The 15,122-nt window shown below is 73.9% G+C and carries 16 protein-coding genes; 6 read left to right on the top strand and 10 right to left on the bottom strand.

From position 1 onward, the window contains the following. Positions 1–9: 9 nt before the first annotated feature. Complete coding sequence (locus ACGFYQ_RS22220) at positions 10–639, bottom strand: YigZ family protein (protein WP_393746438.1); 630 nt, start codon at positions 637–639, stop codon at positions 10–12. Positions 640–736: 97 nt separating this feature from the next. On the opposite strand from ACGFYQ_RS22220, the gene ACGFYQ_RS22225 reads away from it, so the two are divergent. Together ACGFYQ_RS22225 and ACGFYQ_RS22230 are read left to right on the top strand one after the other, a co-directional pair. Beyond that, entirely contained in the window at positions 737–1,141 is a 405-nt protein-coding gene (locus ACGFYQ_RS22225; protein ID WP_393746440.1) for a CoA-binding protein, read from the top strand. Positions 1,142–1,239: 98 nt separating this feature from the next. Next, positions 1,240–2,106: an EamA family transporter gene (locus tag ACGFYQ_RS22230; RefSeq protein WP_393746442.1), complete on the top strand. Its 867-nt coding sequence runs from the start codon at positions 1,240–1,242 to the stop codon at positions 2,104–2,106. Positions 2,107–2,119: 13 nt separating this feature from the next. On the opposite strand, the gene ACGFYQ_RS22235 is transcribed toward ACGFYQ_RS22230, so the two are convergent. Next, positions 2,120–2,866 (bottom strand): acyltransferase, encoded by a 747-nt coding sequence (locus ACGFYQ_RS22235; protein ID WP_393746444.1) that lies wholly within the window; start codon positions 2,864–2,866, stop codon positions 2,120–2,122. 131 nt (positions 2,867–2,997) lie between these two features. Here ACGFYQ_RS22235 and ACGFYQ_RS22240 point away from each other — a divergent pair, with 131 nt between their 5' ends. Further along, positions 2,998–3,549 carry a gamma carbonic anhydrase family protein gene (locus ACGFYQ_RS22240; protein WP_393746446.1) on the top strand — a complete coding sequence of 184 codons (552 nt, stop codon included), beginning with the start codon at positions 2,998–3,000 and terminating at the stop codon, positions 3,547–3,549. A 21-nt stretch (positions 3,550–3,570) separates the two neighbouring features. Here the strand turns inward: ACGFYQ_RS22240 and ACGFYQ_RS22245 are convergent, their stop codons facing one another. The 4 genes from ACGFYQ_RS22245 to ACGFYQ_RS22260 form a co-directional block, all read right to left on the bottom strand. Next, positions 3,571–4,224, bottom strand: coding sequence for a DedA family protein (locus ACGFYQ_RS22245; RefSeq protein WP_393746448.1), 654 nt, complete (start codon positions 4,222–4,224; stop codon positions 3,571–3,573). Positions 4,225–4,282: 58 nt separating this feature from the next. After that, positions 4,283–6,784 carry a beta-glucosidase gene (locus tag ACGFYQ_RS22250; RefSeq protein WP_393746450.1) on the bottom strand — a complete coding sequence of 834 codons (2,502 nt, stop codon included), beginning with the start codon at positions 6,782–6,784 and terminating at the stop codon, positions 4,283–4,285. 127 nt (positions 6,785–6,911) lie between these two features. Beyond that, complete coding sequence (locus ACGFYQ_RS22255; RefSeq protein ID WP_388555758.1) at positions 6,912–7,112, bottom strand: type II toxin-antitoxin system VapB family antitoxin; 201 nt, start codon at positions 7,110–7,112, stop codon at positions 6,912–6,914. Positions 7,113–7,300: 188 nt separating this feature from the next. Continuing rightward, positions 7,301–7,753: a DUF4442 domain-containing protein gene (locus ACGFYQ_RS22260; RefSeq protein WP_078904414.1), complete on the bottom strand. Its 453-nt coding sequence runs from the start codon at positions 7,751–7,753 to the stop codon at positions 7,301–7,303. Positions 7,754–7,849: 96 nt separating this feature from the next. Between ACGFYQ_RS22260 and ACGFYQ_RS22265 the strand changes: the two genes are divergently transcribed. Together ACGFYQ_RS22265 and ACGFYQ_RS22270 are read left to right on the top strand one after the other, a co-directional pair. Then, a complete protein-coding gene (locus ACGFYQ_RS22265; protein ID WP_393746453.1) occupies positions 7,850–8,866 on the top strand; it encodes a hypothetical protein in 1,017 nt (338 codons plus the stop codon). 70 nt (positions 8,867–8,936) lie between these two features. Continuing rightward, a complete protein-coding gene (locus ACGFYQ_RS22270) occupies positions 8,937–10,238 on the top strand; it encodes an MFS transporter (RefSeq protein ID WP_393746455.1) in 1,302 nt (433 codons plus the stop codon). A 50-nt stretch (positions 10,239–10,288) separates the two neighbouring features. Here the strand turns inward: ACGFYQ_RS22270 and ACGFYQ_RS22275 are convergent, their stop codons facing one another. From ACGFYQ_RS22275 to ACGFYQ_RS22290, 4 genes are all read right to left on the bottom strand, one after another. Beyond that, entirely contained in the window at positions 10,289–11,080 is a 792-nt protein-coding gene (locus ACGFYQ_RS22275) for a spermidine synthase (RefSeq protein ID WP_393746555.1), read from the bottom strand. Positions 11,081–11,163: 83 nt separating this feature from the next. Continuing rightward, a complete protein-coding gene (locus tag ACGFYQ_RS22280) occupies positions 11,164–12,015 on the bottom strand; it encodes a patatin-like phospholipase family protein (RefSeq protein WP_393746457.1) in 852 nt (283 codons plus the stop codon). 130 nt (positions 12,016–12,145) lie between these two features. Beyond that, positions 12,146–13,327 carry an elongation factor Tu gene (gene tuf / locus ACGFYQ_RS22285; RefSeq protein WP_393746459.1) on the bottom strand — a complete coding sequence of 394 codons (1,182 nt, stop codon included), beginning with the start codon at positions 13,325–13,327 and terminating at the stop codon, positions 12,146–12,148. A 261-nt stretch (positions 13,328–13,588) separates the two neighbouring features. Further along, positions 13,589–14,305, bottom strand: a complete 717-nt coding sequence (locus ACGFYQ_RS22290; RefSeq protein WP_393746461.1) for a DNA alkylation repair protein — start codon at positions 14,303–14,305, stop codon at positions 13,589–13,591. A 49-nt stretch (positions 14,306–14,354) separates the two neighbouring features. On the opposite strand from ACGFYQ_RS22290, the gene ACGFYQ_RS22295 reads away from it, so the two are divergent. After that, a complete protein-coding gene (locus ACGFYQ_RS22295; RefSeq protein ID WP_393746463.1) occupies positions 14,355–15,083 on the top strand; it encodes a TVP38/TMEM64 family protein in 729 nt (242 codons plus the stop codon). Positions 15,084–15,122: the final 39 nt, after the last annotated feature.

Consider the following 15,122-nt stretch of genomic DNA (forward strand, 5'->3'; position numbering starts at 1 on the left):
CCGTCCGGCTCAGCCTTCGCTGTAGGCCTCGCCGCCGAGCTCGAAGCCGGCGGTCCCGGCGCTGATGTCGGCGAGCCAGGCCCGGAAGGGCTCGACGTCCGCCTCGGGGAGGCCGATCTCGATCGAGACGGCCTCCCCGTAGCACACGTCCAGGACTACGCGGCCGGTGGAGCGCAGGTCGTTCTGCATCTTGCCGGCGCGCTGGTGGTCGACGGTGACGGTGGCCAGCCGGTAGCGGCGCCGGGTGGCGGTTCCGAGCGCGTCGAGGGCCTCGCCGACGACTCCGCCGTAGGCCCGGATCAGACCGCCGGCGCCGAGTTTCACACCGCCGTAGTAGCGGGTGACCACGGCGACGGCGTACCGGATGTCCCGGCGCATGAGCATCTGCAGCATGGGCACCCCGGCGGTGCCGCCGGGCTCGCCGTCGTCGCTGGCCTTCTGGACGGACGCGTCGGCGCCGATGACGTACGCGAAGCAGTTGTGCGTGGCGGTGGGGTGCTCCTTGCGGATCCGCGCGACGAACGCCTGCGCCTCCTGCTCGGTCGCGGCGGGCGCGAGCGAGCAGAGGAAGCGCGAGCGGTTGATCTCGGATTCGTGCACACCCTCGCGGGACACCGTCACGTACTGGTCTGCCTTCACCGCTCCACCCTAAGGGGAATCGGACATGTGTCCTTTCGGTTGACCCGAGAGCGGTACGACCGCAACAGCGGTTCCAGAGCAGCAGGAGGCAGCACACGTGTACGGCGATCCGGCGACCATCCGCAAGATCCTCACCGAACTGGGCGACACCTGGGCCGTGGTGGGCCTCTCCAACAACCGGGACCGGGCGGCCTACGGGGTGGCCCGCGTCCTCCAGCGGTACGGCAAGCGCGTGATCCCCGTACACCCCAAGGCGGAGACGGTGCACGGCGAGCCCGGGTACCCGTCGCTGGAGGCGATCCCCTTCAAGGTGGACGTGGTGGACGTCTTCGTGAACAGCGCGCTGGCGGGGCCGGTCGCCGACCAGGCGGCGGCCGTCGGCGCCGATGCCGTCTGGTTCCAGCTGGGCGTGGTCGACGAGGCCGCCTTCCGGCGCACCCGCGAGGCCGGGCTGGACATGGTCATGGACCGCTGCCCGGCGATCGAGATACCCGCGCTCTAGGACACGTCCCGCGGCGGCCGGTTTGACCGCGGTGGCGGTGCTGGGGTTCTTTTGTCCGCACCCCACCGCCCACCGCACCGTACTGCGAGGTCCTGCCCATGACCGCCCTCTTCGCCCTGGCCACAGCCGTGCTGTGGGGCCTCGCCGACTTCGGGGGCGGTCTGCTGACCCGCCGGATACCGGCGCTGACGGTGGTCGTCGTCTCGCAGGTCGTCGCCGTCGTCGTGCTCGGCGCGGTCGTGCTCGGCACAGGCGCGTGGCGGGAGGCCGGGCCGCAGCTGTGGTTCGCCGTCGGCGCGGGTCTGGTCGGGCCGGTCGCGATGCTCAGCTTCTACAAGGCGCTGGCCCTCGGCCCGATGGGCGTGGTCTCGCCACTCGGCTCCCTCGGGGTGGTCGTGCCGGTCGCCGCCGGGCTGATCCTGGGCGAGCGGCCCGGCCCCGGCCAGTTCGCGGGGATCGCGGTGGCCGTCGTCGGCATCGTCCTCGCGGGCGGTCCGGAGCTGCGCGGTGCGCCCGTCCAGCGCCGGGCAGTCGTGCTCACCCTGGTCGCCGCCTTCGGCTTCGGCGCGGTGATGGCCTTGATCGCGCAGGCCTCCACCACCGTGACCGGGCTGTTCCTGGCGCTGTTCGTCCAGCGGGTCACCAATGTCGCGGTCGGCGGCGGCGCCCTGTGGGTGCAGACCCGGCGCGGCACGCCGGCGCTCCCGGCGGACACCGGCCAGCGGGTCCTGTGGGGGCTGCTGCCCGCGCTGGCCTTCGTCGGCCTCGCCGACGTCGCGGCGAACGGCACCTACTCCGTCGCCGCCCAGAACGGCCCGGTCACCATGGCCGCCGTACTGTCCTCGCTGTACCCGGTGATCACCGCGCTCGCGGCCTTCGCCGTACTGAAGGAACGCCTGCGCCCCGTCCAGGCGGCGGGCGCCGGCCTGGCCCTGGCGGGTACGGTCCTGCTGGCGTCGGGCTGAGCGCGCGAAAGACTTACGACTGCTCGGCCTCCGCCAGCTCCGCCAGCCCGCGCAACTGCTCCGGGGTCATCCCGTCGGGGATCGGCACCGGCGCCGGCGTACGCAGCGGCGGCTGCCAGCCGGTCTCCGGCTCCCAGCGCCGGACGACGCGCGCCGGCGCCCCGGCCACCACGGCGTGGTCCGGCACCTCGCCCCGTACGACGGCCCCGGCGGCCACCACGACGTTGCGGCCCAACCGCGCGCCCGGCAGGACGACCGCACCCGTACCGAGCCAGCAGCCGGGGCCGATCTCGACCGGCGCGCTGCGCGGCCACTGCTTGCCGACGGGCTGGTGCGGGTCGTCGTAACTGTGGTTCGTGGAGGTGATGTACACCCCGGGGCCGCAGAAGGTGTCGTCCCCGATGGTGATCCGGGTGTCGGCGATGACGTGGCTGTCCCGGCCGATGACCACCCCGTTGCCGAGGACCAGCACCGGCTCCGTGCCGAGGTCGAGGTCCGGCATCATGCCGGCGGTGAGGGTGACCTGCTCGCCGATGATGCAGTAGTCGCCGAGCCGGATCCAGGGCTCGCCGAAGACCGTGCCCTGCGGGAAGGCGAGCCGGGTGCCGTGCCCGATCGCGCCGAACCGCAACCGCCCCGGCGTCTGCGCCGTGACCGCGCCGGCCCGCTGCATCCAGCGCCAGCCGGCGTGGACCGCGCGGCTCGCCAGCCGGCGGCGCAGGACCGTCAGAGATGAGAACGCGTTCTGGTTCTTCGGCACCCGGCCACGGTAGTGCGCCGGGCGCCGGTCGGCCGGGCCGCGATCCTGTGATCTTCACCCCATCTCGGGGCGGGTCCGGCCCGTGCCCTACGGTGCCGGTAGCGCGGCATCCGGAAACAGAGGAAATGATCATGACGCATCAGTCGACGCAAGGGCGGGCACTCATCGCGGGCGTGGGCGACAGGCAGCCGTCCGTCGACCCGACGGCCTTCGCCGCACCCACCTCCGTCGTGGTCGGCGAGGTCACCCTGGCCGCCGGCGCGAGCATCTGGTACTCGGCGGTGCTGCGCGCCGACTGCGGCCCGATCACGCTCGGCGCGGACAGCAACGTGCAAGACAACTGCACGCTCCACACGGACCCCGGTTTCCCGGTCTCGATCGGCGAGCGCGTCTCCATCGGCCACAACGCAGTCGTGCACGGCTGCACCGTCGAGGACGACTGCCTGATCGGCATGGGCGCGACCGTCCTGAACGGCGCGGTGATCGGCGCCGGCTCGCTGGTGGCCGCCCAGGCGCTGGTCCCGCAGGGCATGGTCGTCCCGCCCGGCTCGCTGGTCGCGGGCGTCCCGGCCAAGGTGCGGCGCGAGCTGACCGAGGAGGAGCGCGAGGGCATCAAGGTCAATGCCGCGATGTACGTGGAGCTGGCCGAGCAGCACCGCGCCTCGGTGACCCCGGAGGCCTAGGACCCGTCCGGGGCGGCAGGCCTATTCGGCGACGGCCACCGGGGTGGCCGGCTCCACCGGGCCGGCCGCCGCGGCCGCCTTCTTCATGCGGCTGCGCACCACCAGCGTCACCGCGATGCCGAACAGCACGGCGAGTCCCAGCGCCAGCCAGGAGAACCGCTTCAACCACGGCTCCGCGACGATCCCGACCGAGTAGATGACGGCCGTGGTGCCGCCGGCCCAGAGGATCCCGCCGAGGATGTTCGCGATCAGGAACCGCCAGTACGGCATGTGCAGCACGCCCGCGAGCGGTCCCGCGAAGATCCGCAGCAGCGCCACGAACCGCCCGAAGAAGACGGCCCACATGCCCCAGCGCTCGAAGGAGCGTTCCGCCAGGGCCACGTGCTCCGGCCCGAAGTGCTTGGGGAAGCGCCGGCCGAGCTTCTCCAGCAGCGGCTTGCCGCCCCTGCGGCCGATCGCGTAGCCGATCGAGTCGCCCACGATCGCCCCGGTGGTCGCGCAGATTCCCAGCACGACGGGGTCGATCTCGCCGTGCTGCGAGGCCAGCAGCGCCGAGCTGACCAGGATGATCTCGCCCGGCAGCGGGATGCCGAGGCTCTCCAGCCCGATGACCAGACCCACCAGGAGATAGATGCTGACCGCCGGAATCGTCTCCAGCCATTCCTGGATGTGCACCGGTACGTCCTCCCGTGTCGTCCCCGGCGCGCCCCCTGTGACACGCCGAACGGGCAGCCTATCTGCTCCTCACGACCGCCTTTGACCTCAGTGGGAGTTCCCGCGAGGAACGGCCCGCGAACACTTCCCGGCGGCCGGAACCCAGCACCCAGGCGTGCTGTTCCGGGTCCCAGGACGACAGCGCCCGGGCGTCGATGTCGACGGTGACGCGCCGCGCCTCGCCCGGCGCGAGGGTGAGGCGCCGGTAGCCGGCCAGCGCGCGCACCGGCTGGTCGAGCGTGATCTCCGCGGACGGGCCGACGTACACCTGGGCCACCTCGGTGCCCTTGCGGCGGCCGGTGTTGCGGACGGTGAACTCCACGCGCAGGCCGCCCCGCTCCGGCCGGACCGTCAGCTTCTCGTACTGCCACGTCGTGTACGAGAGCCCGTGCCCGAAGGGGAACAGCGGGGCCACGCGCCGCGCGTCGTACCAGCGGTGGCCCACGTGGACGCCCTCGGTGTACTCCTGCCGGCCGCCCACGCCCGGGTAGCGCAGCGGGTCCCCGGCCACCGGGGTCGCCTGCTCGTCCGCCGGGAAGGTCTGGGTGAGCCGGCCGCCCGGATCCACGTCCCCGAAGAGGATGTCGGCGGTGGCGCCCGCGCCCTCCTGCCCCGGGTAGTACATCTGCAGGACCGCCCCGGTACGGGAGAGCCAGGGCATGGTCGTGCTGGAGGGGGTGTTGAGCACGACCGTGGTGCGGGGGTTGGCGGCGGCGACCGCCTCGATCAGCGCGTCCTGTCCGCCCGGGAGTGCCAGGGTGGTCCGGTCGCTGCCCTCGGTGGCGTCCTCGTAGGCGAACAGGACCACGCTGCGGGCCGCCTTCGCGGTCCTGACCGCCTCGGCGAGGTCCTCGGCCCGGCCGGCCTTCGTGATGTGCCGCAGCCGGAAGCGCCGGCCCTTGTCGCCGCCCTGAGCGGTCACGGCGAGCCGGTGGGTGCCCGTCTTGAGGGCGAGCGTGCGGCGGCGGACGGTCATCCCGTCGGGTGCGCAGCCGAGCAGTCCGCCCGCGAAGTGCTCGGCCTCACCCTGCCGTACGGGGAACAGCTCCTCCCCGTCCAGGCGGACGCCCGGCCGCTGCCCGGTGTAGTGGACGACCAGGGTCCACTCGTCGTCGGCCGCGAGCCGGAACTCCGCCTCGTGGCTCCAGTCGTGCCCGGCGTCCACGACGCGGTCGTCCAGGTCGGCGGGGGGCGTCAGCAGGGTCGGCGGCAGGGGGCGGCCGTACAGGTCCTCGCCGAGGGCGTAGCGCACGGTGGAGCCGTTCCCGGCGCGGCGGCGGACGGCGGTGAGGGGGGCGGCCGCCCCGTCGGGGACGACGTGGGCGCTGCCGCCGCCACCGACGAAGGGGACCTGGCCGGTGGGGCCGATCACCGCGATCGAGCGGGCGGCGGCGCCGGTCAGCGGCAGGGTGCCGTGCTCGTTGCGCAGCAGCACCGCCCCGGCGGTGGCCACCTTGCGGGCGACCCGCGCCCCGGCCGCCGCGTTCCGCGCGGGCCGTGCGGCGGGCCGGGCCGCGAGCAGCCCGAAGCGGTCCATGGTGGTCAGGATCCGGCGTACGGCGAGGTCGACGGCGCTCTCGGGGACGGAGCCGCCCCGCACCGCCTCGCGCAGCGGGCCGCCGAAGTAGGTGCCGCCGGGCATCTCCATGTCGAGTCCGGCGCCGATGGCGGCGACGGTGCTGTGGGTGGCGTCCCGGTCGGACATCACCCAGCCGTCGAACCCCCAGCTCCCCCGGAGCACGTCGTCGAGCAGCGCCTTGCTCTCGCAGGCGTGGACGCCGTCGACGCGGTTGCAGGCGCCCATCACGGCGCCCGCGCCGGCGGCCACGGCGGCCTCGAAGCCGCGCAGCTCGGTCTCGTGCAGGGTCTGTTCGGCGACGACCACGTCGACGGTGTCGCGGCCGTGCTCCTGGTTGTTGAGGGCGAAGTGCTTGACGGTGGCGATGAGCCCCTCGTCCTGGATCCCGCGGACCATCTCGCCGACGAGGTCGGCGGTGAGGCGCGGGTCCTCGGCGAAGGTCTCGAAATTCCGGCCCGCGTACGGCGTGCGGATGAGGTTGACCATGGGCGACAGGACGACGTCCTGGCCGAGCGCGCGGCCCTCGCGGCCGATGACCCGGCCGTACTCGCGGGCCAGCGCGGGGTCGAAGGCGGAGGCGAGCAGGACGGGCGCGGGCAGCGCGGTGGCGGGCCGGGTGACCCGTACGCCGGCGGGCCCGTCGGCGAGACGGAGCGCGGGGATGCCCAGGCGGGGGACGCCGGGCACGTAGCCGGCCTGGCCGAGGGAGGCCGGGTCGGCGACGCCGTGGAGTAGGTCGGTCTTCTCGTCGAGGGTGAGCCGTTCGATCAGGCTGTCGATCCGGGCCGCGCTCGCGGGCTCGGGAGCGGGCGCGGGGGCGGCGGAGGCCCCGGTGCGGAGTCCCGCGCCCGGCGGCACGGTCGCGACACAGCCGCCAGCCCCGAAAGCCGCGCCCACCACGCCCACCGCTCCGAGCAGCCGCATCGCGGAACGTCTGGACACGGCCTCGCTCATGGCGCTCCCGGCAGCGTGGGTCGGCGGGAGCGGCCCGCGCCGGACCGCTCCCCCGCCCACTGTGCGCCGCGCACCCGCGGAGCCCGCTCGAGACGCGCCACCGCGGCGCCGGGATTCAGCCCTGCGGCGGCTGCGACACGCTGTCGGCGTCCCGCCGGGGCTCGCCCTGGAGCTGCACCCGCGCCTCGGTCCGGTGCCCGCGCGCGATGTAGTCCCGTACGACGGCCTCCACCGCGTCCTGCGGCGATCCGACCCCGGCGAGCACCATCACCTCCACCACGAGCTCGGCGTCGAGGCTGATGTTGACCTTGGCCACGGGGTACCCCCTCCATCGTCGTGCGACGGACTCTAGCCGCCACCCACCCCCGGATTCCGAGGTTCCCACCCCGCGGCCGGGCTCTGGGGCGGCACGCGAACCCACGCCGAACCGGTGGAAGCGCGGTTGACGGCACGGCAAGAGGCCCCCACTCCTGCGCGGAGCGGGGGCCTTGTCAGCCGGGACGCCTAGGCGTTGGGGCGCAGGGTCCACACGACGGTCATCTCGCCCGTCACGGCCTCGTCCTCGCGCTGGATGGCGATGGTGACCGGGAACTCGGGGCGGCCGCCCGCGTCGAGTTCGGCCACGACCTCCGCCGCCGGGCGGCCGAGGGTGGCGGTGGCGGTGACGACGCCCTTGGCGAGCTTCTTGTAGCCGATCTCGGCCTTCACCGCGAGGGGCACGGCGCGCGAGAGCTGGTCGCCGAAGGCGGCCAGGACGATCGCGCCGCTCGCGGACTCGGCGAGGGTGAACATGGCGCCGGCGTGCGGGCCGCCCACGTGGTTGTGGAAGTCGGGCTGGTCCGGGAGGCGGACGACCGCGCGCTCCGGGGTGGTCTCCAGGAACTGGAGGTTCAGGGTCCGGGCCATCGGCACCGTCGCGGCGAGCAGTTCGCCCACGTTCATCTGATCTGCGCTCATGGAACGCGATGTTACCCACGAGTAGATGCGCTTGGCCAGAGCCGTAACGGGGGCGGCCGTGGCTCCGGGGTCCCGCTCCCACTATCGTTACCGGCCATGTGGCCAGGACAGCAGCAGCCGCCCGGGGGCGAGCAGAACCCCCAGGACGCGCAACAGAATCCGTACCAGCAGCAGCCGGGACAGCCGGGGCAACCGAACCCGTACCAGCAGCAGCAGCCGGGTTACGGGTACCCGCAGCCGGGCTACCAGACGCCCCCGCCCACCCAGCCGTGGAGCCAGCCCCAGCCGCCCCAGCAGCCGGGCCGCGGCGGGAGCCCCTACCAGACCAAGACCGTGGCGATCGTCGCCGCCGCCGCCGTCGTAGTGGCGGCCGCCGCGACCGGCGCCTTCGTCCTGACCCGGGACGACAAGAAGACGAACGAGGCCGACGACAAGCCGTCGGCCTCCGCCTCGGCTCCGGCGTCCTCCGCGCCCGCCCCGGCCGGCAGCAGCGCGAACCCGCGGGCCGGCGGCGACGCCAAGCCCGTGATCCCGGGCTGGAAGGTCGTCCTCAACCCCAAGCACGGCACCGCCTTCGACGTCCCGCCGGAGTGGAACGTGCTGGGCTCCGGCATGGCCATCGGCTTCGGAGACGAGGCCAAGAACGACGGCTCCGCCGCCGTGATGATGTCGGGGCCCGCCAAACTCAAGGAGGACTGGTGCAAGGTCGACGCCGACAAGAACGGCAGCGAGGAGTCGACCGCACTGGCAGGCACCGGCACCAAGGGCGGCCAGGGCGCCAAGGACACCGCCGAGGCCGTGCGTAACGAGGCCGGCAACTGGGCGTGGGCCGGATACGCGCAGAAGGCGCCGAAGGGCACCACCAAGGTCTCCGAGCCGAAGGAGTACACCACCTCCTCGGGCCTCAAGGGCCACATGGCGACCGCGAGCGTGACGGGTGTGCCGAAGGAGAACAAGTGCTCCTCCGACGGCAAGTCCATCGCCTTCAGCTTCAAGAACGCCAACGGTGACTTCGCCAGCTGGATCCTCTACAGCGCCGCGGGGGTCCCGGACGAGGTCAGCAAGGAGACGATGGAGAAGATCCTCAGCTCGGTGCGCCTGTCCGCCGGCTGATCTCCCTCCCCTTCCGCCCCGGGCCGACAATCCGTTTGGATTCCCGGCCCGGGGCGGGGATAGTCCGGGGGTGAGCTCTCCCCCCGCCGGTTCTCCCCGTACGTCCGCACGCCGCCGCCGGCCCGCTTGGGCCGGCCGCAACTACACCCTGCTGACGGGCGCGGCGGTCGTCACCAACCTCGGCAGCCACGGAGCGCTCATCGCGGCCGCGTTCGCGGTGCTGGAGGCCGGCGGTTCCGGCGCCGACGTCGGACTGGTCGCGGCCGCCCGTACGCTGCCGCTCGTCCTCTTCCTGCTCATCGGCGGCGCGCTCGCCGACCGGCTGCCGCGCCACCGCGTGATGGTCGCGGCCAACGCCCTCAACTGCCTCTCCCAGGCCGCCTTCGCCGTGCTCGTCCTGGCCGGTGACCCCCAGCTGTGGCAGATGATGCTGCTGACCGCGCTGTGCGGCACCGGTACGGCCTTCTTCAACCCGGCGGCCGAGGGCATGCTGCTGTCCACCGTCTCCGGAGAGCACGCCAACCGCGCCTTCGCGCTCTTCCGCATGGCGATGAACGGCGCGGGCATCGGCGGCGCGGCCCTCGGCGGCGCGATGATCGCCGCGATCGGCCCGGGCTGGGTGCTGGCCGTGGACGCGGCGGCCTTCGCGATCGCCGGCGCCCTACGGGCCTTCCTCGACGTCGGCCATGTTGCCGAACGGGCTCCCGGCGGCGGCCTCCTGGCCGACCTGCGCGAGGGCTGGGTGGAGGTCAGGACCCGGCCGTGGCTGTGGAGCATCGTGCTCCAGTTCTCCGTCGTGGTCGCCGTCGTCGGCGCCGCGGAGGCGGTCTACGGGCCCCTGGTCGCCCGGGACCGGCTCGGCGGGCCGGCGCCCTGGGGGCTGGCCCTGGCCTGCTTCGGCGCGGGCACCATCGCGGGCGCCGTCCTGATGATGGTCTGGAAGCCGCGCCGGCTGCTGCTGGTCGGCACCCTGTGCGTGTTCCCGCTGGCGCTGCCGTCGGCGGGCCTGGCCGTACCGCTGCCGGTGTGGGCGCTGTGCGCGGTGATGTTCGTGAGCGGCACGGCCATCGAGGTGTTCGGCGTGAACTGGATGACGACGATGCACCAGGAGATCCCCGAGGAGAAGTTCTCCCGGGTCTCCGCCTACGACTGGTTCGGCTCGGTGTCGATGCTCCCCCTGGCCACGGCCCTGGCCGGCCCGGCCGAATCGGCCTTCGGCCGCACCCAGGCCCTGTGGGGCTGCGCGGCCCTGGTCGTCCTGGCCACAGCCCTGGTCCTGCTGATCCCGGACGTCCGCCACCTGACCCGCAAGCCGCCGGCCGAACAGGCCCCTGCCACCACCCCCGTCCCCTCCAGCCCCGTCGGCGTCTGAGGCGCGGGGTCCGGGACGGAGCCCCAGCGGCGGCGCCGCGCCCGACCCCGTCACCCCAGGCTGAACGCGCCCTCCGGCGGAGCCGGGGACGGCGCGGCCTCCGCATCGGCCACGGGCACGGCCCCGCGCATGAACCGCGCCAGCGCATCCCCGAACTCCACCCTGGCGGGGAACGCGTCCCCGGCACACCGCCGGGCCAACGCGCCCACCTCCAGCGGAGCGTCGGACGCCAGCAGCACCGCGTTCCCGAACCTTCTCCCCCGCAGCACCGCCGGCTCCGCGATCAGCGCCAGCTCCCCGAACACCGCCCCGAAGTTCGCCAGCTGCGCCCGCAGGAAGCCGAACGGCGCCCCGTCGGCGAGGTTCGCCGCGTACAGCCCGCCGGGCCTCAGCACCCGCGCCGCCTCCCGCGCGTACTCCACGGACGTCAGCTGGGCCGGCACCCGAGAACCGCCGAACACGTCGGCCACCACCACGTCCGCACTCCCCGCGGGCGCCGCCTCCAGCCAGGCCCGGGCATCGGCGGCGTGCACCGTGACCCCGGCCCCCGCCGGCAGCGGCAGGTGCTCGGCGACCAGTTCCACCAGCCCCGCGTCGAACTCGACGACCGCCTGCCGGGAACCCGCCCGGGTCGCCGCGGCGTAGCGCGGCAGGGTGAGGGCGCCGCCGCCCAGGTGCAGGAGGTCCAGCGCGAGGCCCGGCTCCGCCGCGCAGTCCAGGACGTGCGCGAGACGGCGTACGTACTCGAACTCCAGGTGCCGCGGATCGTCCAGGTCCACATACGACTGCGGCGCCCCGTCGACGGTCAGCAGCCAGGCCCGCTCCCGGTCCACGTCCGGCATCAGCTTGGCGGTGCCCTGGCCCACGTCCCGGATCACCGGGATCTGTTCGTCGCTCACCCGTCCATTGTCGGTCCGGTCCCGGCTCAGCCCGACCAGACCGCCGCCGCCTCGGCGGCGTGCTCCTCGGCCTGCGCCAGGCCCGCCCGCGCGGCCGGATCCCGCCGCGCCGGGTCGAGTACGTTGCGCCCGAAGGCCTTGCGGGCCACCGCCGACGGGGTGATCAGCAGCACCTGGGCGCCCGCCTTCCGCAGTCGCGCCGCCTGTACGGACGGCGAGGGGACGAGCCCCGAGCCGAGCGCGATCGGCGCGATGACGACCACACGCCCGTAACCGGCGGCCAGGTCGGCATTGGTGGCGGAACGGACGCCTCCGTCGATGAAGCGGCGCCCGCAGACGGTCACCGGCGGCCATACCCCGGGCACGGCGCAGCTCGCCGAGACGGCGTCGACCAGCCCGGCCCCGCTCTCCCGGTCGAAGTCGGCGGGCTCGCCGCTGAGCGCGTCCACCGCGGTGACGACGAGCCGCCGGTCGGCGGGCCACTCGTGCGAGACCAGCCGGGACGCGAGCACCTCGCGCCGTTCGGCCTCCGCCCCGGTGTCGGCGGCCAGTGCCATGGCGCCGACCCGCTGCCGGTAGGCCGTCGCGTCGCGACGCGAGCGCGCCATGGCGACGGCGTACCGCGCGATCAGGCCGGCCCCCAGCTTCGCCGCTAGCTCCCCGGCGGCGTCGCCGAGCTGGCGCTCGTACAGCTCCTGCGCGGTGAGCAGCCCGGAGGTGAGCTGGGCGCCGACCACCGAACCCGCCGAGGTGCCGACGACCAGGTCGGCGGTGGTGAGGTCCACTCCCGCGCGGACGAGCCCGTACAGGATTCCGCACTCCCAGCCGATGCCGGTCAGCCCCCCGCCGCCGAGCACCAGTGCCGTGTCGCCGCCCATTCCCGCCCGCCCCTCCGCGCATGCCTGTGGTGACGGCAGTCTGACGCAGGCGGACCGCCGCCACCACACAGGGGCCCGGATCACCGCGCGGACCACCGCGCGGATCACCGGCCGGATCAGCCCGCCCGGGTCACTCCGGTACGGCCGTCACCGTGCCCGCGCCGACGGTCCGCCCGCCTTCGCGGATCGCGAAGCCGAGACCCGACTCCAGCGGGACGTCCCGCCCGAGCTCGACGGTCATGGTGACCGTCTCCCCCGGCCGGGCCACGCCGGCCTCCCCCAGGTCCACGTCCCCCACCACGTCGGCGGTGCGGATGTAGAACTGCGGCCGGTATCCGGTGGCGACCGGCGTCGTACGCCCGCCCTCGCGCGCCGAGAGCACGTACACCTGCGCCGTGAAGCGCCGCTTCGGCGTCACGCTGCCGGGCGCGGCCACCACGTCGCCGCGGCGCACCTCGTGCCGGTGGACCCCGCGCAGCAGCAGCGCGACGTTGTCCCCCGCCTCGGCGGACTCCATCGGCTTGCCGAAGGTCTCCAGCCCGGTGACCACGACCGGGTCGGACGCGCCGTCCCCGCCGAGCATGCTCACGCGGTCGCCGAGCCGGATGGTGCCCCGCTCGACGGCGCCGGTCACGACGGTCCCGCGACCGGTGATCGTCAGCACGTTCTCCACCGGCAGCAGGAACGGCGCGTCGGTGTAGCGCACCGGCGTGGGCACGTACGTGTCCACCGCGTCCAGCAGCGCCTGGATCGCCCCGGTCCACCGCGGGTCGCCCTCCAGCGCCCCGAGCCCGGAGACCCGTACGACCGGCGCGCTGTCACCGCCGTAGCCGTGCGCGGTGAGCAGTTCGCGGACCTCCAGCTCGACCAGGTCGGTCAGCTCGGGGTCCCCGGCGTCGGCCTTGTTGAGCGCCACCACGATGTGGTCGACGCCGACCTGCCGGGCGAGGAGCACGTGCTCCGCGGTTTGTGGCATGACCCCGTCGAGCGCGGAGACGACGAGGATCGCCCCGTCGAGCTGCGCGGCGCCGGTGACCATGTTCTTGACGTAGTCGGCGTGACCGGGCATGTCCACGTGGGCGTAGTGGCGGGTGTCGGTCTCGTACTCGACGTGCGTGAGGTTGATGGTGATCCCGCGCCGGGCCTCCTCGGGGGCCCGGTCGATGCGGTCGAAGGGCACGAAGGAGCCGCCCCCGCGCTCGGCGAGGACCTTGGTGATGGCAGCGGTGAGGGTGGTCTTGCCGTGGTCGACGTGACCCATGGTGCCGATGTTGAGGTGCGGCTTGGTCCGCACGAAGGCCGTCTTGGCCATGATCTCTTCCCGTGGCTCGAAGCTGGAACGGGACCCCTGAGTCGAGCCGACCCTCCCCCTGCGGGGTCCGCCGGACGATCCGGGAAGGGTCAGCTTCGTGCGCCGTCGAATGCGGCGAAGGGGAATGCCTCTGCGGGAACAGCGAATGCGGCAGCCTTCGGCGCGTCCGCGACTGCGGACGATGCGACGAGGAAGGCGTACCGGGACATGCCGCTGATCCTGCCGGACCGCCCCGGGTCCGTCGAATGAATTTCCGCGTGCTCAGAGGTTCTTGAGCGCCTCGCGCACGGACAGCGGGGACAGGGAGCCGCGTTCGGCCTCGACGAAGGCGCGCACGGCGGCGGGATCCGTCTTCGCGTACTCCCGCAGGCACCAGCCGATGGCCTTGCGGACGAAGAAGTCCGGGTGGTCCGCCCGGCGGCGGCAGTAGCCGAAGAGCCGGCCGGTGTCGGTGGCGGACTTGTAGCGGAGCTGGTGGAGCAGGGCGGCGCGGGCGAGCCAGAGGTCCTCGTCGCCGATCCACTCGTCCATCACCGCGGCCGTCGCCGGGTCGGCGGCGACCAGCGGGCCCACGGTGTGCGCGGCCAGCAGGTCGACCGTGTCCCACCACGGGACGGTGGCGATCAGGTGCCGGACCACCGGCAGCAGGCCGGAGGAGCACCGGGAGACGTGCCGGCGCAGGTAGTCCACCGCGAAGTAGTGGTACTCGCGCTCCGGGAGTCCCCAGCAGCGCAGCGCGAGCGCCGCGCAGTCCGCCTCCGACGGCCGCGGAGTGTCCTTGGTCACTTCCTTCGACAGTTCGCGGCGCAGCGGGGTGGGAATGCCGAGGAAGGGGGCGACGTCCTTCATGTACGCGGTCATGGCCGCGGCCCGCACGGGGTCGGCCGCCGCCGCGTACGCCCCGGTCAGCCGCTCCAGGAGGGTGTCGGCGAGGACGCTGCGCGGCACGTTCGGAGGTCGCCGGTCGTTCGACAGCATGAGGCCCAGATTACGGCGGGGCGCCGCACAGGTCGGCTAGTCTCCCGGGATGTCCCTCCTCCTCGCGCCGTGGACCCGGCTGTCGCTGCTCGTCGTGCTGCTCGTCGCGGCCGGCGTGTGCGTGCTGCTGTACGAGCCCCAGCGCATCCTGTCGGAGGGGTGGCCCCCGGGGTTCCCGGTGGGCGCGGCGGTCCTGCTGTTCGCCGCCGGGTACGGCGTGTGCGCGGCGGCCTTCGTCCCGCGCCCCCTGCTCAACCTGGCCGCGGGAGCGGTCTTCGGCATCCAGTTCGGCCTCCTCGCGGCGGTCGGCGGCACGGTGCTCGGCTCCGCGATCGCCTTCGGCCTGGGGCGGGTCATGGGCCAGGAGGCCCTGCGCCCGTTCCTGCGCGGCCGCTGGCTCCAGGCGGCCGACGGGCAGCTCAGCCGGCACGGATTCCGCTCGATGCTCGCCGTGCGGCTCTTCCCCGGGATGCCCTTCGTGGTCGCCAACTACTGCGCGGCGGTGTCCCGCTGCGGCTGGCTGCCCTTCCTCGGCGCCACGGCGCTCGGAGTCGTCCCGAACACGACGGCGTACGTGATCGCGGGGGCCAGCGCCTCCTCCCCCGGTTCGCCCGCCTTCCTCGTCTCGTTCGGCTTCATCGTGGTCTCCGTGGTGGCCGCCGCGGTGGTCGCCTGGCGCAAGCGGCACCGCCTGGCACCCGCCCGGATCCACGCGACCACGTACGAACTGACGCCCCAGCACCCCCCTGTGGTCACCGGCGCTTCGCACGGGCCCTAGCATCGGACCCGAACTGCCCGACGATCACAAGGACGAGCG

The organism is Streptomyces sp. NPDC048258 (assembly GCF_043201995.1).
Taxonomy (GTDB): domain Bacteria; phylum Actinomycetota; class Actinomycetes; order Streptomycetales; family Streptomycetaceae; genus Streptomyces.